Below are 18613 nucleotides of genomic sequence, written 5' to 3' on the forward strand. Positions count from 1 at the left end.
TTTTCAAGGAGGTCAGGTCATCTCATCACTATTTGACCAGTTGCTTGACGCCCTCAGGCGTACCGAGCAAGAGCAAGTCGGCTGAGCGTGCAGCAAACAGGCCGTTGGTGACGACGCCAACGATGGCGTTGATCTGGGCTTCCAGCTCGACCGGATTAACGATTTGCATGTTCCACACATCGAGAATCACGTTGCCGTTGTCGGTTATCACGCCTTCGCGGTAAACCGGATCGCCGCCCAGCTTTACCAGCTCACGCGCCACATGGCTGCGCGCCATTGGGATCACTTCGACAGGCAGCGGGAAAGTGCCCAGAACTGGAACCAGCTTGCTGGCGTCGGCGATGCAGATAAATGTCTTTGCCACTGCCGCGACGATTTTCTCGCGGGTCAGCGCTGCGCCGCCGCCCTTGATCAGGTTAAGGCGATCATCGCTCTCGTCGGCGCCGTCGACATAGAACTCCAGGTCGCTGACGGTGTTCAGCTCGTACACCGGAATACCGTGGCCTTTCAAACGCTCGGCTGTGGCTTCGGAGCTGGCAACGGCGCCATCGAACTCGGTCTTGTGCTTGGCCAATGCATCAATGAAGCAGTTGGCGGTGGAGCCGGTGCCGACCCCAACTACGCTTTTGGCGTCGAGTTTTGGAAGGATGAAGTCGACTGCAGCCTGAGCGACTGCTTGCTTGAGTTGATCCTGGGTCATGCCGGGTTCCACTTAGAAGAAACTGAGAGGGCGCATTATAGCTGTTCGGCCCGTCGGCGGTTGCGGTGTGTTGACTGGCGATGGGCAAAGATCGGCGAAATGAGGACTAAAAGCCCAGTATTCGTGTGGTCGTACAGCCGATGGCTGGGGTAGACTCGTTGGTTCCCTGATTTAGCCGCCTGCGATGCCCGCCATGCTCGAACAGTACGTCAAGAAGATCCTCACCTCGCGTGTTTACGATGTAGCCGTAGAAACGCCCCTGCAAATTGCCAATCAGCTTTCCGAGCGTCTGCACAATCAGATTCTGCTCAAGCGCGAAGATCTGCAGCCGGTGTTCTCTTTCAAGATTCGCGGCGCGTATAACAAGCTGGCCCAGCTCAGCCCCGAGGAACAGGCGCGTGGCGTGGTCACCGCTTCGGCCGGTAACCATGCGCAAGGACTGGCGCTTGCGGCCAAAGTGCTTGGGGTCAAGGCCACAATCGTGATGCCCAAGACCACTCCCGAGATCAAGGTCAATGGCGTTCGCTCACGCGGCGGCAAAGTGGTGTTGCACGGAGACAGCTTCCCCGAGGCCCTCGCGCACTCGCTGAAACTGGTCAACGAGAAGGGCTACATTTATGTTCACCCTTACGATGACCCGCACACGATTGCCGGCCAAGGCACCGTGGCAATGGAGATCCTGCGTCAGCATCCGGGCCGGATCGACGCGATTTTTGTACCGGTAGGCGGTGGCGGTCTGATTGCCGGCATTGCTGCGTATGTGAAGTATCTGCGCCCGGAAATTCGCGTAATTGGCGTTGAGCCGGACGACTCCAATTGCTTGCAGGCTGCGATGGCCGCGGGCGAGCGTGTGGTGCTAAGCCAGGTCGGCTTGTTTGCGGATGGCGTTGCCGTGGCGCAGATTGGCGAGCATACCTTCAATATCTGCAAAGATTATGTCGATGAAGTAATCACCGTCAGCACCGATGAAATCTGTGCGGCGATCAAGGATATCTACGACGATACTCGCTCGATCACCGAGCCTGCGGGCGCACTGAGTGTGGCCGGTATCAAAAAATACGTCGAAACCCGCGGTTGCAGTGATCAGGTGCTGGTTGGCATTGACTCAGGCGCCAACGTCAATTTCGATCGCCTGCGCCATGTCGCTGAACGCGCCGAGTTGGGTGAAGGCCGCGAGGCAATCATCGCGGTCACCATTCCCGAACAGCCGGGCAGCTTCAAGACCTTCTGTGAGGCAATCGGCAAGCGCCAGATCACCGAGTTCAATTATCGTTATCACACCGGCCGCGAAGCGCATATTTTTGTCGGCGTGCAGACGCATCCCGAGAATGACCCACGCGTTGCCTTGGTCGAAAGCCTGAGCAGCCAGGGTTTTCCGGTGATCGACCTGACTGATAACGAGCTGGCCAAACTGCATATCCGCCATATGGTCGGCGGCCATGCGGCCAAGGTCAGTGACGAGATTGTGCTGCGCTTCGAGTTTCCGGAGCGTCCGGGCGCACTGTTCAACTTTTTGCAGAAGCTGGGCGGGCGCTGGAATATTTCGATGTTCCACTACCGTAACCACGGCGCGGCTGATGGCCGTGTAGTGGCTGGCTTGCAAGTGCCTGCCGAGGAGCGCCATCTGGTGCCGGCAGCATTGGATGAAATCGGCTATCCCTATTGGGATGAAAGTAATAATCCGGCCTACACCCTTTTTCTTGGATAACTAACTAGGCGCATATGGAACATTATCAGCTGGTCAAAATCGCCCACAGTGCAATTGCCGGACTTCTGCTTCTTGGGTTGCTGGCGCACTTTTTCATGATTTTCAAAGCCAAGCGTGGCGGTGATGCTGCGGTGTTGCAGCGCAAGATCAAGCGCACCCGCATGATCAGTCTGCCAGTGTTGGGTTTGCTGGCGCTGACGCTGCCGTTCAGTGGTTACTGGATGGTGGATAAAACGGCATTGCCGTTGAGTCAGATGTGGCTGCTGGCGAGCAGTGGCTTGTTTGCGCTGATGGTGATTCTGGGGCTGTTGTTGTCGGGGCGTTTGCGGGTTTGGCAGGCGCTCGGTGAGACGCCAGCGCCGACTGGGCTGGTGCGTTTGTGTCTGGTTTATGCGGTGCTGATTTTGGTTGTGTTGGTGGCCATCATGGGGTTGATGGGCGCCAAGCCGGTTTAACCTTTGTGTGAGTGGAGTAGCGACAAGCGCGTCTTGCAGCGAGTTTTTTGGGCTTGTTGGTAAGGTGCGTTTGGTGAAGGCTGGGTTTGATGTGCTCGGCTTGGGATTGTTGGGGCCAATGCTGGCGATGGTTTATGCATTGCGCCCAGGCAATGTCATGACGGATTACACCGCGTGGCGGCTAATCCATCCTCCACGGTCCACGCGGTTTATGTGGCGAATCCATCATCCGCGACTCACGCGGCTTATATGGCGAATCCATCCCCCTCGACCTACGCGATTTATACGGAGGTTGGAATCCGCAACGCGGCTTCCGACATGGCGGATGGCCTGCTGGGGCGCGGTATGCTTTTGATTGGTTTGTTGGTTTTTGAACGCTGGCGCTAAGCCTGAATTTCGGGCGTTCTCTCGTCACCTTTTCGCCCTTACGGCGAGTTACTTTTGGCATACGTCTGCTACGCGCGTCCCCCAAGCTAACCAAAAAGACTTGCCCCTCCATTGGGCCTCACTTTGCTCGGCTTCCCGCATTCCATCGTTGCTCCGAGGGCACGTCGCGATGGGCCGTCCTTGGCCCAACGCAACTCTCGCCGCATCCCTGCGGCTCGACCCACAGCGCAACGATTACATTTGGCCTGCTGGAATGGGGCGCTTTGCGGTGTCTGGGCTGGATGTGATCGGCTGGGGATGGTCGGCGTTTGGGCTGAATGCGGACGATGGAATCCGCCCGCGGCAAATCCATCCCCCTCGACTCACGGAATTATGCGGAGGATGGAATCCGCATCGCGGCTTCCGTCATGACGGACTTCCCGCTGGGCGCGGTCTGCATTTGATCGATGGCAGATTATTTTTCATGTCCCGGTGTATGTATTCCCCAGGCGCAATGCCATGACGGATTACGCCGCGTGGCGGCTAATCCATCCTCCTCGACACACGCGATTTATGCGGAGGATGGAATCCGCAACGCGGCTTCCGTCATGGCTGACTTCCCGCTGGGTGCTGGCTGTTTTTGGTTGGTGGTATTGCGTTGGTTCAAAACTAAAATTGCGGCGCATGCGCCGCAATTTGCCATGCCTGTGCGACAACTTGGGCTAGCGCAGGGAGATGATTTCCCAGCCGCGTTTTTCGGCTTCGGCGCGTAGTTTCGGGTCTGGGTCTACTGCCACCGGGCGGGTGACTTGCTCGAGCAGGGGCAGGTCGTTCATCGAGTCGCTGTAGAAGCTGCTGTCTTGCAGCGTCATGTTGTTTTCTTGCAGCCAGCGCTGGAGGCGGGTCACTTTGCCTTCTTTGAAGCACGGCACGTCTGTGGTGCGGCCGGTGTAGCGGCCGTCGAGCATTTCGCATTCGGTGGCCAGCAGGGTTTCAACGCCCAGGCGTTTGGCGATTGGCGCGGTGACGAAGCGGTTGGTCGCGGTGATGATCAGAATCTTGTCGCCAGCGGCGCGGTGCTCTGCCAGCAAGGCCTCGCCCTTGGCCAGAATGATCGGCTCGACGCAGTCGCGCATGAATTCCTGATGCCAGGTTTGCAGTTGGGCCATTTCGGTGCGGCCAAGAATCTCAAGGCTGAAGTTCAGGTAGTCGGTCAGGTTGAGGGTGCCGGCCAGGTAGTCCTGATAAAACTCGTCGTTCCGCGCCTTGTAGGCTACGCCATCGAGTATCCCGCGCTCGCACAGGTAATCACCCCAGGCGTGATCGCTGTCACCGCCGAGCAATGTGTTATCGAGGTCAAATAAAGCTAAACGCACGGGGCACCTTCTGTTTGTCACGTCGAGGGCGCTCAGAATACCGATTTTTGCGGGTGTAGGGAAAATCCTCAATTGGTAAATGGCAGGGATTTAATTGCGCTTTTAAGAGTCAGAGCAATTCTTGGGCCACTCACGTTGCTGCTTTCACAACCTTTATGGAACAATGCTGGAACATGCGTTTACAGGGTTGTGTGCCGTGATCGATCTTGATGGTTTTCGCCCCAATGTCGGCATCATTCTGACCAATGATGCTGGCCAAGTGCTTTGGGCGCGTCGGATAAACCAAGACGCGTGGCAGTTTCCTCAGGGTGGAATCAATGACAACGAAACCCCCGAAGAAGCGCTCTACCGCGAATTGAATGAAGAGGTAGGGCTGGAACAGAAGGATGTGAAAATTCTCGCCTGCACGCGGGGCTGGTTGAGGTATCGTCTACCCCAGCGTCTCGTGCGTACGCACAGCCAGCCGCTGTGCATAGGCCAGAAGCAAAAATGGTTTCTGCTGCGTTTGACCGCTGATGAGCAGCGGGTGCGCATGGATCTGACCAATAAGCCGGAATTTGACGGCTGGCGATGGGTTAGTTACTGGTATCCGTTAGGCCAAGTGGTTACATTCAAGCGCGAAGTTTATCGTCGTGCACTTAAGGAACTTGCTCCGCGCTTGTTAGCGCGAGACTGAAACCAACTGATAGAGCCGAGCCATGCTCAATACGCTGCGCAAAATTGTCCAGGAAGTAAACGCCGCCAAAGATCTCAAGTCGGCGTTGGGCATTATCGTGCAGCGCGTAAAAGAGGCCATGGGCAGCCAGGTCTGCTCGGTTTATTTGCTCGACCCGGAAACCAATCGCTTTGTGCTGATGGCCACCGACGGCCTTAACAAGCGCTCGATTGGCAAGGTCAGCATGGCCCCGAACGAGGGTCTGGTGGGTTTGGTTGGTACGCGCGAAGAGCCGCTCAACCTCGAAGATGCCGCCGCTCACCCGCGTTATCGCTACTTCGCTGAAACCGGCGAGGAGCGTTATGCCTCATTCCTCGGTTCACCGATCATCCACCATCGTCGGGTGATGGGTGTTCTGGTTATCCAGCAAAAAGAGCGTCGCCAGTTCGATGAGGGTGAAGAAGCCTTCCTTGTAACGATGAGCGCGCAGCTTGCTGGTGTAATCGCTCACGCTGAAGCCACCGGTTCGATTCGCGGTCTGGGGCGTCAGGGTAAAGGGATTCAGGAGGCCAAGTTCGTCGGCGTGCCGGGTTCGCCAGGCGCGGCAGTGGGCACGGCTGTAGTTGTGCTACCTCCCGCAGACCTGGAAGTTGTACCGGACAAACATGTTGACGACGTTGAAGCTGAATTAGCGCTATTTTCGACCGCATTAGAAGGTGTTCGCCGTGATATGCGCGCACTTTCTGCGAAAATGGCCACGCAGTTGCGCAAGGAAGAGCGTGCACTGTTTGATGTTTATCTGATGATGCTCGAAGACGCCGCCCTCGGTAATGAAGTGGTCAAGGTCATCAAGACCGGCCAGTGGGCGCAAGGCGCATTGCGCCAGGTTGTGAGCGAGCACGTTAACCGCTTTGAATTGATGGATGACGCTTACCTGCGTGAGCGTGCATCCGATGTAAAAGATCTCGGGCGGCGCTTGCTGGCTTATCTGCAGCAGGCGCGCCAGCAGACGCTTACCTATCCCGACAACACCATTCTGGTCAGTGAAGAACTGTCGCCGTCGATGCTCGGCGAGGTTCCGGAAGGCAAGTTGGTCGGTCTGGTTTCGGTGCTTGGTTCGGGTAACTCGCACGTGGCCATTTTTGCCCGTGCCATGGGTATTCCGACGGTGATGGGTGCGGTTGATCTGCCGTATTCGAAGATCGACGGCATTCAGCTGATTATCGACGGTTATCACGGCGAAGTATTCACCAACCCCAGTGAGCTGCTGCGCAAGCAATACGCCGATGTGGTTGAGGAAGAGCGTCAACTCAGTCAGGGCCTCGATGCGCTGCGTGCGTTGCCGTGTGAAACCCTCGATGGCCACCGCATGCCGTTGTGGGTCAATACCGGCTTGCTTGCCGATGTAGCCCGGGCGCAGGAGCGTGGCGCCGAAGGTGTGGGTTTGTACCGCACCGAAGTGCCGTTTATGATCAATGAGCGCTTCCCCAGCGAAAAAGAACAGCTGGCGATTTACCGCGAGCAGTTACAGGCCTTCCATCCGCTGCCCGTGACCATGCGCAGCCTGGACATCGGCGGTGACAAAGCGCTGTCGTATTTCCCGATTAAAGAAGACAACCCGTTCTTGGGCTGGCGCGGCATTCGCGTGACCCTCGATCACCCGGAAATCTTCCTGGTGCAAACCCGCGCCATGCTCAAGGCCAGCGAAGGGCTGAACAACCTGCGGATTCTGCTACCGATGATTTCCGGCGTTCAGGAGCTTGAAGAAGCCCTGCACCTGATTCACCGGGCGTGGGGCGAGGTGCGTGACGAAGGCACCGATGTGCCATTGCCGCCCATCGGTGTGATGATCGAAATCCCGGCGGCGGTTTACCAGACTCGTGAATTGGCGCGTCAGGTCGACTTCCTCTCGGTCGGCTCCAACGACCTGACTCAATACCTGCTGGCCGTGGACCGCAACAATCCACGCGTAGCGGACCTTTACGACTTCTACCATCCGGCCGTGCTGCAAGCGTTGTTGAAAGTGGTCGAAGATGCTCATGCAGAAGGTAAGCCGGTGAGCATTTGCGGCGAAATGGCCGGCGATCCGGCGGCGGCTGTGCTGCTGACCGCGATGGGTTTTGACAGCCTGTCGATGAACGCCACCAACCTGCCCAAGGTCAAGTGGCTGTTGCGTCAGGTGACCATGACCAAGGCTCAGGACTTGTTGAGCAAGGTGATGAAGATCGACAACCCGCACTTGGTCGACAGTACCTTGCAACTCGCGCTGCGTAATCTTGGCCTCGGCCGCATGATCAACCCGGCGTCAGATATCCAGGCGTAACCCTGCGCTTGAAAAAGTCGGGCGCAACGCCGCCCGACTTACAACCCCAGTGTCACCTCACCCAACTTTGCCCCATGTGGGCCAAAACTGCGCTCAAGCAATTGTCGCTGGCCATTGGCGTGGCTGATCAGCACGGTGGTGGCGCGGGTGCCGTAATTGGCGCTGGCGATAAACATGCTCGACAGCAGTCGCTCGGTCGCAATCCCTACGCCTGTGTGCGGCAAGCGACTGTCATCGGGTTGGCTGCTGTCATGCATCAGCTCTGCCAGCGGTTCGAGTTGCGGTTGATCCAGTAGCTCGGCAAGCCCGTGGCGAGCGTGTTGCACCTTCGGCCAGGGGCTGTCGAGGTCTGCGTTGGAGAGGCCATAGACGCCTGCCTCCAATACGCGGAACTGGCCTGTCTGCGAATTCAAATGACACATCTGCTGTTGATCTGCGACCAGCAGATTAAAACCTGAATAGCTCTCACCCGAGCGGCTCAGTTCAGTCAGGTAGTCTTCAGGGCTCGCCTGGCCGAGCAGAAACGCCGCCGGCAATTCACCACGCGAGCGCAGCCCTGGCGTCAGGGTCAGGTCGCGAATATTGGTCAGTGCCGCAAAGCGCCCATTTGGGCCAATACCCAGCCAGGTTCCACCGGCTTCCAGATCACGCCCGGCATACACGCCAGGCGCTTCTGGCCATTGCGCCAGCGCAGCGCTCGGGCGCGCATAAAATTCGTCACGGTTGGCCGCGACAATCAGGGGTTGAGCGTGGCCGGGCCGCCAGGCAAAAACGATCAGGCACATGAACAAACTCCTTGGGTCAATTTGGCAATGCGTTCCGCCAGCACAATCGACAGACACGCTTATCCGGGTTCCTGTTCATTTGAAAATACGTGCATCAAGCGCCCAGCGTCCAGCATTCAATTGCTCTGCCTGATCAGCCTCGAGCACTTGCGGGTTCGACTAGAGCCACGTCTGTGCATCCGTTAACATGCGTCTTCGTTATCGGGGGTGGGCATGGAACTGTTGATGTATTTATCGCTGGGCGCGGCGGCCGGGGTTCTGGCCGGTCTGTTTGGCGTAGGTGGCGGAATAATCATCGTTCCGGTGCTGGTTTTAAGTTTCAAAGCGCAGGGTCTTGCCCCCGAGATTCTCACGCATCTGGCGATTGGCACCTCGCTGGCGACGATCATTTTTACCTCGATCAACTCGGTACTTGAGCATCACCGCAAAGGCGCAGTGCTCTGGCCGTTATTTGTCTGGATGCTGCTGGGCATCTGCCTAGGAGGCCAGCTCGGGAGCATGACCGCGGCGTTGCTAAACGGTGAAATGCTGCAAAAGATTATCGGGGTTTTCGCCCTTGTGGTTGCGGTGCAGATGAGCCTGCAACTCAGGCCCAATCCCAGTCGCGTCGTGCCGGGCAAGGTCGGGTTGACGGGCGCAGGTGTGGTTATTGGCTGGGCCTCGGCAATATTTGGTATTGGTGGCGGCACACTGACCGTGCCATTTTTGACCTGGCGCAGCGTGCCGATGCAAAAAGCCGTGGCCACCTCGGCAGCCTGTGGCCTGCCAATTGCCGTTTCCGGCGCCATCGGTTTTATGTGGAATGGCTGGAACAACCCACAGCTTCCCGAATGGAGTGCAGGCTTTATTTACCTGCCGGCGCTGGCGGGCATCGCCATCAGCAGCATGTTTTTCGCCCGTGTTGGCGCGCGGCTGGCGCATCGGTTGTCACCGCTGATGCTCAAGCGGTTGTTTGCGCTGCTGCTGTTCTCGGTGGGGGTGAATTTCTTGCTGTGATTCTGGTCTGAAACTGCTTGATTGGCGCTTATGGTTTTCGCCAGTTACTGTCACTCTGGCGTAAACTGCGCACCGTTAATTTATTGCCTGGCCTGAGATTCGCGAAGGCACTGAGGAGTTTTGAATGCTGCCTTACCCGCAGATTGATCCGGTTGCTCTGGCCATCGGCCCCCTGAAGATTCACTGGTACGGCCTGATGTACCTGATCGGCATTGGTGGTGCCTGGCTGTTGGCGTCGCGCCGGTTGCATGACTTTGCGCCGACCTGGAGCAAGGAGAAGCTCTCCGACCTGGTGTTCTGGTGCGCGATGGGCGTGATTTTGGGCGGCCGTCTGGGGTATGTGCTGTTTTACGACCTGTCGTCTTACATCGCCAATCCGCTGCTGATTCTCGAAGTGTGGAAGGGCGGCATGTCGTTCCACGGTGGCTTTATCGGCGTGATGTTGGCGGCCTGGCTGTTCGGCAAACGCAACAACAAGAGCTTTTTCGAGCTGATGGACTTTATCGCGCCGCTGGTGCCGATTGGTCTGGGCGCTGGGCGCATCGGTAACTTCATCAATGCTGAGTTGTGGGGCAAGGCAACGGACGTGCCGTGGGCTATGGTCTTCCCGACCGACCCGCAGCAGTTGGCGCGCCATCCGTCGCAGTTGTATCAGTTTGCCCTTGAGGGCGTGGCACTGTTCACCATTCTCTGGTTCTACTCGCGCAAGCCGCGGCCAACCATGGCGGTGTCGGGCATGTTTGCCATGTGCTACGGGATCTTCCGCTTTATCGTCGAGTTTGTCCGTGTGCCGGATGCGCAGCTGGGCTATCTGGCGTGGGGCTGGCTGACCATGGGCCAGGTATTGTCGCTGCCGATGATTCTCGGCGGTCTGGGCCTTATCGCCTACGCTTACCGCCGTCAGTCGCCCGCTGCCGCCAACTCGCACTGAGAAGGCTCAAGCTCAAGTAAAATGCTCGATTAAACTTTTGTGCTGACCGATTGGACCCAGTCGGTCAGCGCCGATGGCACGTTTGCGGAGTTGTAATGAAACAGTATCTCGATCTGATGCGTCTGGTGCGCGAAACCGGCACGTTCAAGAGTGATCGCACCGGCACCGGCACCTACTCGGTGTTTGCCCATCAGATGCGCTTCAATCTGGCGGATGGCTTCCCCTTGGTGACCACCAAGAAGTGCCATCTCAAGTCGATTATCCATGAGCTGCTGTGGTTCCTGCAGGGCGACACCAACATCCGTTACCTCAAGGAAAACGGTGTGCGCATCTGGGACGAGTGGGCCGATGAAAACGGTGATCTTGGCCCGGTGTATGGCTATCAGTGGCGCAGTTGGCCTGCGCCTAATGGTCAGTCGATTGATCAGATCAGCAAGCTGATCGAAATGATCAAGACCAACCCGGATTCGCGTCGCCTGATCGTCTCCGCCTGGAACCCGGCGCTGGTTGATCAAATGGCGCTGCCACCGTGCCATGCGCTGTTCCAGTTCTACGTAGCGGATGGCAAGTTGAGCTGCCAGCTGTACCAGCGTTCGGCGGATATTTTCCTCGGTGTGCCATTCAATATCGCCAGCTACGCGCTGCTGACGCTGATGGTCGCGCAGGTTTGCGGGCTGCAACCGGGTGACTTCATCTGGACCGGAGGCGACTGCCACCTGTACGCCAATCACATCGAGCAGACCGACTTGCAGCTGACGCGTGAGCCGCTGCCATTGCCGCAGATGAAACTAAATCCGGCGGTCACCAACCTGTTCGATTTCAAGTTCGAAGATTTCGAATTGGTAGGCTACGAAGCGTATCCGCACATCAAGGCCGAAGTCGCGGTCTGAGTCACTCCAGCGCTGCATTCGCAGCGCTTTCAGGCACGGGTTGTCGGCGCCTTTTCGGCGCCGTCGATGATCAGCGGGCCGGTCACTTGGCACAAATTTGTTACCCTGAGACTTTGATAGTCTGCAAGGAGCGGGTTTGTGTTGAGGATTTTGAGCGTAATTCTGTTGTGCCTGTTGGGCACTTCAAGCTGGGCCGCAGAGCCTGAAAAGCCGGTATTACGGGTCGGTATCAGCGAAGTCCCACCGTTTGTAATCCACGAAGAAAATGGCAATTGGCGCGGGATCAGCGTCGATCTTTGGCAGGATATTGCCAAGTCGCTCGACTATCAGTTCGAGCTGGTGCCCATGCAATTCGGCGAATTATTGCCCAGCCTCGAAGCCAATCAGCTGGATGTGGTGATCGGCGCGCTGACCATGACGGCCGAGCGCGAAGAGAAACTCGACTTCACTCACCCGTTTTATCAAACCGGCCTGGCCATTGCCGTGCCTAAAGGTGAAGACTCGGCTGGCTGGAGCGCGCTCAAGGGTTTGTTCTCGTGGCAGTTCTTCAGCCTGGTGTTGGGCCTTGCAGGTTTGCTGTTGTTGGTGGGCGCACTGCTCTGGGCGTTTGAGCGCCGCCGCAACAAGGACCAATTCGGTGGTAACCCGGCTCAAGGGCTTGGCAATAGTTTCTGGTGGGCTGCTGTGACCATGACCACGGTGGGTTATGGCGACAAGGCGCCGGTGACCATGGGTGGCCGCCTGATTGCGATTGTCTGGATGTTTGCGGCGTTGATCATGGTGTCGACCTTTACCGCTGCCGTGACCAGCACGCTGACGCTGGGCGGTCTGCACAGCGGCATTCAAGGTGTCGATGACTTACGCCGCTCGCACGTCGCGACCATCGACAAAACCATCAGTGCGCGTTATCTCGACAGCCAGCGGATTCGTAACAGCCGTTACCCTGATGTACTCAGCGGTATGCGTGCGGTGCAAGACGGCGAGGTCGATGCGATGGTTTATGACCTGCCGATCATGCAGTTTCGTAATCGCCAACTTGAGAAAGGCGAGCTGAACATTCTGCCCGGCACCTTCGAAAATCAGGCCTACGCTATTGCCGTGGCCAGCGGCAGCAAACTGCGCGAGCCGATCAGCCAGGAAGTGCTGCGCATTACCAACAGCGATGAGTGGCCGAGAATGCAGGAGCTTTATCTGGGACGCTAAACCGGTTGGCGTTTGGCCGCGTCTTTGAGCAAGCGCGCGGCCAGATCATCAACCTCGGCGCGCCGCTCTGCGGTGTCGCGCCAGTTGGCGTTGCCAATGCTCGACCATTGTGGATACGCCCGGGCATTGTTCAGGGCGTCGGGTAGTTTGCCATCACGCCAGGCGGTGTCTTGCGGTGCGGCCAGTTTCACCGCATCGACCGCCGCGTGGCCCCGGCTATTCAGAGCGTCGAGGAGCATCTGCTGACGCAATGCGAGCAGGCGCAATACCGCATCATCCACGGTCAGCTCGCGCTCGCCGCGCAGCTTGCCTTTGAGGCGCGAACCATAGTTGCGCAAGGTTTGCGCGCTGCCGCCGACGATGGCCCCAAGTGCCGCCGCCGCGCCCAGTGTCAGGCCGCCGAGCAGTAAATCTATGCCCGCGCCAGTGGCTGCGCCTGCCGCCATGCCGCCGCCCACCTTGACCCCTAACTGCTTGAGTGTTTGCGGGTTAAACAGATCGTCTCCCCAGCGTCCGTCGAGCAGTGGCAAGTCTTGCGAATGGGCATCTTGCGGGCGAAATGCGTAGAGCCGCAGGAGCGCCTCAACGCAGTTTTGCTCTCGCAAGCGAATACTCTGGCGCAGTCCCTCGATTGCAGCCTTTTCCGCGGCTGGCTCAGCCGGCACGCTGCGTCGACACGCCGCGCAATCAATCAACAATTCAGCAATCAGGCGCATACCCGCTTCGCGGCGGGCCTGACGCTGAGTGTTGTGATCATCAACAAGGCGCTGCAACTTGGGCCGGGCCTTTTCCAGCAACAATGCCAGGCTCTCATACAGCCGCTGCTCGCCATCTTCCGGTGGCGCCACGCTGTCAAACCGCACCAGTGCATGCAAGCCGAGGCGGGCCAGCGCCTCGCGCCATTCCGGCTCGCGGTGGGCGTCGTTGGCGACGAAGTTGAGCACCGGCAGTAACGGCCGGCCGCACATGGCTAATACAGTTAATTCATCACGGTATTTGGCCAGCACCGGTTCGCGTGCATCAATTACATAAAGGCCGGCATCGGAGGCCTGTAACTGGCGCAGCACTTTAGCCTCTTGCTCGAAACGCTGGCGCGCTTCACTGCTGTCGAGAAAGCGCGCCAGTCGCGCCGGACCATCCAGACGTTCGCCGGGTCGATCCAGACGCTCAAGGTAGTCGAGTAGTGCAATTGCATCCTCAAGGCCAGGCGTGTCGTACAGCTCCAGCAGCGGCTCACCTTCGACCGACAGGCGTGCGCCTTCTACGTGGCGGGTGGTGCTGGGGCGATGCGAGACTTCGCCAAAGCCAACATCGCGGGTCAGGGTGCGCAGCAACGAAGTCTTGCCCACATTGGTGTGGCCCACCAATGCCAGTGTCAGCGGCTTGTTAGTCATGGCCTGTCTCCAGCCATTTCAGCGGTGCGCTATCGGCATGAGGCAATTGCAGTTTATCGAGGGCGCTATGCCAGTCGCTCAGGCGATCGCTGTCGAGCGCTTCACCTGCGGGCGGTTGCAGTAACCAGATGCGCGTGGCGCCGGCGCTGCGGCTCAGTTCGCCAATCAATGCCAGGCTGCCCCGGTCTGGCGAGCGGCGAGGATCGCAGGCGATGGCCAGACGCGCGGGCGGGAAGCGACTGAGTTGTTCGAGCAGGCGGTGGCGTTGTTCGCGCGTGTCGATCATGCCCGCATCGACAACGCCTTTGGGCAGGCGACTTGGCGGCCACTGACGACGGCTGTCGAGTTCTATCGCCAGCACAATGGCCTCATCGCTGGTATTCAGCGCATTGCCCGCATGGTTTTGATGCAGTTGTTCGGGCGCGGCGTCATTGATGCCAATGCGCTCGCTGCTGGGTTGCAGGCGCTCACGCAGCAAGCTGTAGGCGGGAAGGCCGGTATCAAGCCCGAGGTTTTTACAGCCGCTGAACCAGCGCCATGCGCAGCCGAGTATGAGCAGCAGGCGCGGGATAATGCCGTAGACCAGCACGACGCCGACCAGCCAGCCAGCCCAGATTTGCCGGGCCGATTCGCTGATCAATTCACTGTTGCCGCTGGCGCTGATCAGCTCGGCATCGGGCAGACTGAAGCCAAACAATGCTGGCAGCGCGCCGATTGCTTGGGTCAGCGCAGTGAAGGTCTGGCCGCCCAGAATAGTGCTTTCCCAGACAAAGCCGAAGCGGCGGGTGGCGAGCATCAGCAGCAGTGTGAGCAAGGCGCTGGACAGGGTAACCAGCCAGAATCCATTGGTCAGCATGCCCAGCGCCCAGCGGCTGAGTCGCTGGCGTTGCAGCACAATCATCAGCGCTGGCGCCAGTTGCGCGGCTTGGGCATCGCGGGCGAATTTCTCACTCAGCCATAACCACAAGCGGCCCAGTGCTCCGCCGCCACCGGCAAACAACAAACCGAGAAGCCAACTGAGCAGCATTATCAAGTTCAGTCCAAGCAGGCTGCCAAGTGCCCAGAACACGTTAACCGGTCGGCTGCCATCGCCCAGCGCCGCCACAGCCAGCCCCGCGCCGCTGACAATCGCCAGCAACAGCATGGCCAATAACGCCAGTCGTGCGCCCTGTATCCAATGCCCCAGCGCACGCAACTGGCCATCACGCTCAGCGAGTATCAGCGCGCGCGCGTGCAAACGCTCAGTGAAGTCACCGCCAGCGGCGCGCACCCGTCGGTTGGCCTCGCTGTCTTCCAGCGGGCCAGTGTGTTCTTCACGCAGGCGGATAGTCTCGGTCAGCCACAGGCGTTTGAGTTTGTTTGGAGGCGTTGAGGCGTCAGTCACACGGCTTCTCAAATCAGAATGATGTCCTCAGCATAACCCCTGATACGGCGTTGGGCTAAATCTTGATGAGCCCAATGGATTGGGAGCCAGGCTTTCGACAACCCGGACTCACGTGTTACCACACCCGCGAGATATACCAACAATAAGGATCGTATTCACATCCCGCAGATCGCCATGACGGATTAACCTGCGGTTTATCCATCCTCCACCCACGCAGCCATCACCCCGTTCCCACGCCATACGACATCCGGAGGATGGATAGCCCCTACGGGGCAATCCGTCGGGCGATATTGGCCGCGCCACATAATTCCCCGCGATGGATTATCGCCGCCCCGACCCGCGCGAAAAATCACAAGCTAACCCCGCGTTTCAGGGCAATATGGCCGGATTATTAATGCCTCTGATATGCTCGCCAGATGAATAAATTACTCCCCCTCAGCCTGATCGCCGCACTCGCGGAAAACCGCGTGATCGGTCGTGACAATCAACTGCCGTGGCACTTGCCGGCAGACCTTAAACACTTCAAGGCGATGACGCTCGGTAAGCCGATCATCATGGGCCGTAAAACCTGGGACTCGCTGGGTCGCCCATTGCCGGGCCGGCTTAATCTGGTGATCAGTCGCCAGAGCGGCTTGCAGTTGGAGGGCGCGGAAGTGTTCGCCTCGCTAAACAAGGCACTGGTGCGGGCCGATGCCTGGGCGCGTGAAAAGGGCGTCGATGAGCTGATGCTGATTGGCGGTGCGCAGTTGTATGAGCAAGCCTTAAAGCAGGCCGATCGCCTTTACCTGACGCGCGTGCAGCTTAGCCCCGAAGGCGATGCATGGTTCCCGCAAGTGGATCAGGCCGACTGGCAACTGGCGTCGAGTGATGCGCATGAGGCCGGTGAAGCTACACCGGCGCACACCTTTGAAACCTGGCTGCGCCGTACCTGAGTTTCTGCGGTCTGGCGGATACGATTCTGGCTCGTTTACGGGTTTGATTTTTCGCGCGGTGGTGACGGTGAAAATCCCTCGCGGGGGATTATGCGGTGTGGCCCGCATCGCCCGACGGATTGCCCCGTAGGGGCTATCCATCCTCCGGATGTCGTAAGGCGTGGGAACATGGTGATGCCGGTGCGTGTTCTCAACGGAGGATGGATAAACCGCAGGTTAATCCGTCATGGCGGTCTACCGGATACAACGCCGAATCGTTTGCGGGTTTGATTTTTTGCGCGGTGGTGACGATGAAAATCCGTTACGGGGGATTATGCGGGGTGGCCTGCATCGCCTGACGGATTGCCCCGCAGGGGCTATCCATCCTCCGGTTTCCGTCAGGCGTGAGAGCGTGGTGATGCCGGCGCGTGTTCTCAACGGAGGATGGATAAACCGCAGGTTAATCCGTCATGGCGGTCTACCGGATACAACGCCGAATCGTTTGCGGGTTCGATTTTTCGAGCGGTGGCGGCGGTGCAAACCCGTTGCGGGGGATTTTGCGGGGTGGCCAATATCGCCCGACGGATTGCCCCGCAGGGGCTATCCATCCTCCGGATCTCGTTACGCGTGAGAGCGTGGTGATGCCGGTGTGTGTTCTCAACGGAGGATGGATAAACCGCAGGTTAATCCGTCATGGCGGTCTCCCGGATACAACGCCGAATCGTTTGCGGGTTTGATTTTTCGTGCAGTGGTGACGGTGAACAGCCGTTGCGGGGAATTATGCGGTGTGGCCTGCATCGCCTGACGGATTGCCCCGCAGGGGCTATCCATCCTCCGGGTGTTGTTCGGCGTGAGAGCGTGGTGAGCCGGTGCGTGTTCTCAACGGAGGATGGATAAACCGCAGGTTAATCCGTCATGACGGTCTGCCGGATACAACGCCGAATCGTTTGCGGGTTTGGTTTTTTTGCGCGGTGGTGACGGTGAAAATCCTTCGCGGGGGATTTTGCGGTGTGGCCATTATCTCCCGACGGATTGCCCCGTTGGGGCTATCCATCCTCCGGTTTTTGTTCGGGCAGAAACCAGTTGAGTAGCAAGGCGCTGATGCCGCCAGTGGCTACGCCGGACTCCAAAACGTTGCGCAGGGCCGCTGGCATGTGCGCCAAGAACTCAGGCACTTGCGATACGCCGAGGCCCAGCGCCAGTGATACCGAGATGATCAGCAGCGCGCGGCGGTCGAGCTGGATGCTCGCGAGAATATTGATGCCCGATGCCGCAACGGCACCAAACATCACCAGCGCGGCACCGCCCAGAACCGGTTCGGGCACTGCCTGAATAACTCCGGCAACGCTGGGGAACAGGCCGAGCAATACCAGCATGGCCGCGATCCACAAGCCTACGTGGCGGCTGGCCACGCCGGTCAGTTGAATCACGCCGTTGTTCTGGGCGAATACCGAGCTGGGGAAGGTGTTGAACACACCTGCCAGTAACGAGTTGGCACCATTGACCAATACGCCGCCCTTGATGCGTTGCATCCACTCGGGGCCATCGACCGGTTTGCCGGAGATTTTGCTGGTGGCGGTGATGTCGCCAATGGCTTCCAGCGAGGTCACCAGATAAATCACCAACATTGGAATAAACAGCGCCCAAGAGAAACCGAGGCCGAAGTGCAGCGGCACCGGTACCTGGAATATGGCAGCTTGATGCATGCCGGTGAAGTCGAGGCGGCCCAAATAAGCGGCCATCAGGTAACCCACGGCGAGGGCGATAACAATTGCGCAACTGCGCATCCACACCACGGGGATGCGGTTGAGCACGACGATGATCGCCAGCACCGTGCCGGAGAGCATCAGGTTCTCGGCATTGGCGAAGGTGCCGTTGCCCATCGCCGTGAAGCCACCGCCCATGCTGATAAGGCCGACTTTGATCAGCGTCAGGCCGATCATCAGCACCACAATGCCGGTGACCAGCGGGGTGATCAGGCGCTTCACAAACGGCAGGATGCGCGACACGCCCATCTCGACAAACGAGCCGGCAATGACCACGCCGAAAATCGCCGCCATCACAGCTTCCACCGGTGTGCCTTGCTTGACCATCAAGGCGCCGCCGGCAATCAGCGGGCCGACGAAGTTGAAGCTGGTGCCCTGCACAATCAACAAGCCGGCGCCGAACGGGCCGAAGCGCTTGCACTGAACGAAGGTGGCGATACCGGAAATCACCAGCGACATCGACACGATCAGGTTGGTGTCACGGGCTGAGACGCCCAGCGCCTGACAGATCAACAGGCCCGGCGTGACGATAGGCACAATGATCGCGAGCAGATGCTGGAGTGCGGCAACCAGGGCAATGAAGGGTTTGGGCTTGGCATCAGGGCCGTAGACCAACTCGCTCTGAGTCGATTCAGAAGAGGGGGGATTCGCCAGAGAAGTCATGCTGTCGTCCGCAAAAAAGCGGCGATTCTACAGAACTGGCAGGGATCGGACGATGTTTCACTGACTGGAGGTCAGGCGGGGGATTGCCATGACGGGAAACCCGGCAA

General features: G+C 58.6%; 16 protein-coding genes. 10 read left to right on the forward strand and 6 right to left on the reverse strand.

Going from position 1 to position 18613, the window contains the following annotated elements:
* Positions 1–28: 28 nt before the first annotated feature.
* Positions 29–700 carry a ribose-5-phosphate isomerase RpiA gene (gene rpiA / locus PMYSY11_RS01285; protein ID WP_150548104.1) on the reverse strand — a complete coding sequence of 224 codons (672 nt, stop codon included), beginning with the start codon at positions 698–700 and terminating at the stop codon, positions 29–31.
* A gap of 193 nt (positions 701–893) precedes the next feature.
* Between rpiA and ilvA the strand changes: the two genes are divergently transcribed.
* From ilvA to PMYSY11_RS01300, 3 genes are all read left to right on the forward strand, one after another.
* Positions 894–2408 carry a threonine ammonia-lyase, biosynthetic gene (gene ilvA, locus PMYSY11_RS01290; protein ID WP_069902650.1) on the forward strand — a complete coding sequence of 505 codons (1515 nt, stop codon included), beginning with the start codon at positions 894–896 and terminating at the stop codon, positions 2406–2408.
* A 14-nt stretch (positions 2409–2422) separates the two neighbouring features.
* Complete coding sequence (locus PMYSY11_RS01295) at positions 2423–2863, forward strand: DUF2269 family protein (protein ID WP_090514264.1); 441 nt, start codon at positions 2423–2425, stop codon at positions 2861–2863.
* Positions 2864–3112: 249 nt separating this feature from the next.
* Positions 3113–3250 (forward strand): hypothetical protein, encoded by a 138-nt coding sequence (locus PMYSY11_RS01300; RefSeq protein ID WP_172970652.1) that lies wholly within the window; start codon positions 3113–3115, stop codon positions 3248–3250.
* Positions 3251–3951: 701 nt separating this feature from the next.
* Here PMYSY11_RS01300 and PMYSY11_RS01305 read toward each other — a convergent pair.
* On the reverse strand, positions 3952–4605 hold the full coding sequence (locus tag PMYSY11_RS01305) for a histidinol-phosphatase (protein ID WP_069902297.1): 654 nt from the start codon (positions 4603–4605) through the stop codon (positions 3952–3954).
* A 196-nt stretch (positions 4606–4801) separates the two neighbouring features.
* On the opposite strand from PMYSY11_RS01305, the gene PMYSY11_RS01310 reads away from it, so the two are divergent.
* Together PMYSY11_RS01310 and ptsP are read left to right on the forward strand one after the other, a co-directional pair.
* Positions 4802–5281 (forward strand): RNA pyrophosphohydrolase, encoded by a 480-nt coding sequence (locus tag PMYSY11_RS01310; protein ID WP_069902651.1) that lies wholly within the window; start codon positions 4802–4804, stop codon positions 5279–5281.
* Between the two features lie 22 nt (positions 5282–5303).
* Positions 5304–7583: a phosphoenolpyruvate--protein phosphotransferase gene (gene ptsP / locus PMYSY11_RS01315; RefSeq protein WP_150548105.1), complete on the forward strand. Its 2280-nt coding sequence runs from the start codon at positions 5304–5306 to the stop codon at positions 7581–7583.
* A gap of 38 nt (positions 7584–7621) precedes the next feature.
* Here ptsP and PMYSY11_RS01320 read toward each other — a convergent pair whose 3' ends face one another.
* The gene (locus PMYSY11_RS01320) at positions 7622–8368 is read right to left on the reverse strand and encodes an NRDE family protein (protein ID WP_150548106.1); all 747 of its coding nucleotides are present in this window, start codon (positions 8366–8368) and stop codon (positions 7622–7624) included.
* 213 nt (positions 8369–8581) lie between these two features.
* Here PMYSY11_RS01320 and PMYSY11_RS01325 point away from each other — a divergent pair, with 213 nt between their 5' ends.
* The 4 genes from PMYSY11_RS01325 to PMYSY11_RS01340 all read left to right on the forward strand — a co-directional run bounded on the left by PMYSY11_RS01325 (position 8582) and on the right by PMYSY11_RS01340 (position 12388).
* Entirely contained in the window at positions 8582–9364 is a 783-nt protein-coding gene (locus PMYSY11_RS01325) for a sulfite exporter TauE/SafE family protein (RefSeq protein WP_150548107.1), read from the forward strand.
* 124 nt (positions 9365–9488) lie between these two features.
* Positions 9489–10295: a prolipoprotein diacylglyceryl transferase gene (gene lgt / locus PMYSY11_RS01330; RefSeq protein WP_150548108.1), complete on the forward strand. Its 807-nt coding sequence runs from the start codon at positions 9489–9491 to the stop codon at positions 10293–10295.
* Positions 10296–10390: 95 nt separating this feature from the next.
* Entirely contained in the window at positions 10391–11185 is a 795-nt protein-coding gene (locus tag PMYSY11_RS01335) for a thymidylate synthase (RefSeq protein WP_150548109.1), read from the forward strand.
* Positions 11186–11323: 138 nt separating this feature from the next.
* Entirely contained in the window at positions 11324–12388 is a 1065-nt protein-coding gene (locus tag PMYSY11_RS01340; RefSeq protein WP_150548110.1) for a transporter substrate-binding domain-containing protein, read from the forward strand.
* Here PMYSY11_RS01340 and PMYSY11_RS01345 read toward each other — a convergent pair.
* Together PMYSY11_RS01345 and PMYSY11_RS01350 are read right to left on the reverse strand one after the other, a co-directional pair.
* The gene (locus PMYSY11_RS01345) at positions 12385–13782 is read right to left on the reverse strand and encodes a GTPase/DUF3482 domain-containing protein (RefSeq protein ID WP_069902303.1); all 1398 of its coding nucleotides are present in this window, start codon (positions 13780–13782) and stop codon (positions 12385–12387) included. The genes PMYSY11_RS01340 and PMYSY11_RS01345 overlap by 4 nt on opposite strands.
* Positions 13775–15166, reverse strand: coding sequence for a DUF2868 domain-containing protein (locus PMYSY11_RS01350; RefSeq protein ID WP_150548111.1), 1392 nt, complete (start codon positions 15164–15166; stop codon positions 13775–13777). Before PMYSY11_RS01350 ends, PMYSY11_RS01345 begins: the two co-directional genes overlap by 8 nt.
* A 416-nt stretch (positions 15167–15582) precedes the next feature.
* Here PMYSY11_RS01350 and PMYSY11_RS01355 point away from each other — a divergent pair, with 416 nt between their 5' ends.
* Positions 15583–16098 (forward strand): dihydrofolate reductase, encoded by a 516-nt coding sequence (locus PMYSY11_RS01355; RefSeq protein WP_150548112.1) that lies wholly within the window; start codon positions 15583–15585, stop codon positions 16096–16098.
* 1025 nt (positions 16099–17123) lie between these two features.
* On the opposite strand, the gene PMYSY11_RS01360 is transcribed toward PMYSY11_RS01355, so the two are convergent.
* Positions 17124–18506, reverse strand: a complete 1383-nt coding sequence (locus PMYSY11_RS01360) for a nucleobase:cation symporter-2 family protein (protein WP_150548113.1) — start codon at positions 18504–18506, stop codon at positions 17124–17126.
* Positions 18507–18613: the final 107 nt, after the last annotated feature.

Origin of the sequence: Pseudomonas marincola, assembly GCF_900682675.2 — a bacterium.
Taxonomy (GTDB): domain Bacteria; phylum Pseudomonadota; class Gammaproteobacteria; order Pseudomonadales; family Pseudomonadaceae; genus Aquipseudomonas; species Aquipseudomonas marincola.

Bases quoted from the DNA above. Each gene is read 5' to 3' on its own strand.
- PMYSY11_RS01335 (WP_150548109.1), top strand. From the start codon at position 10,391: ATGAAACAGTATCTCGATCTGATGCGTCTGGTGCGCGAAACCGGCACG.
- PMYSY11_RS01325 (WP_150548107.1), top strand. From the start codon at position 8,582: ATGGAACTGTTGATGTATTTATCGCTGGGCGCGGCGGCCGGGGTTCTG.
- rpiA (WP_150548104.1), bottom strand. From the start codon at position 700: ATGACCCAGGATCAACTCAAGCAAGCAGTCGCTCAGGCTGCAGTCGAC.
- lgt (WP_150548108.1), top strand. From the start codon at position 9,489: ATGCTGCCTTACCCGCAGATTGATCCGGTTGCTCTGGCCATCGGCCCC.
- PMYSY11_RS01345 (WP_069902303.1), bottom strand. From the start codon at position 13,782: ATGACTAACAAGCCGCTGACACTGGCATTGGTGGGCCACACCAATGTG.
- ilvA (WP_069902650.1), top strand. From the start codon at position 894: ATGCTCGAACAGTACGTCAAGAAGATCCTCACCTCGCGTGTTTACGAT.
- PMYSY11_RS01295 (WP_090514264.1), top strand. From the start codon at position 2,423: ATGGAACATTATCAGCTGGTCAAAATCGCCCACAGTGCAATTGCCGGA.
- PMYSY11_RS01355 (WP_150548112.1), top strand. From the start codon at position 15,583: ATGAATAAATTACTCCCCCTCAGCCTGATCGCCGCACTCGCGGAAAAC.
- PMYSY11_RS01360 (WP_150548113.1), bottom strand. From the start codon at position 18,506: ATGACTTCTCTGGCGAATCCCCCCTCTTCTGAATCGACTCAGAGCGAG.
- ptsP (WP_150548105.1), top strand. From the start codon at position 5,304: ATGCTCAATACGCTGCGCAAAATTGTCCAGGAAGTAAACGCCGCCAAA.
- PMYSY11_RS01300 (WP_172970652.1), top strand. From the start codon at position 3,113: ATGGCGAATCCATCCCCCTCGACCTACGCGATTTATACGGAGGTTGGA.
- PMYSY11_RS01320 (WP_150548106.1), bottom strand. From the start codon at position 8,368: ATGTGCCTGATCGTTTTTGCCTGGCGGCCCGGCCACGCTCAACCCCTG.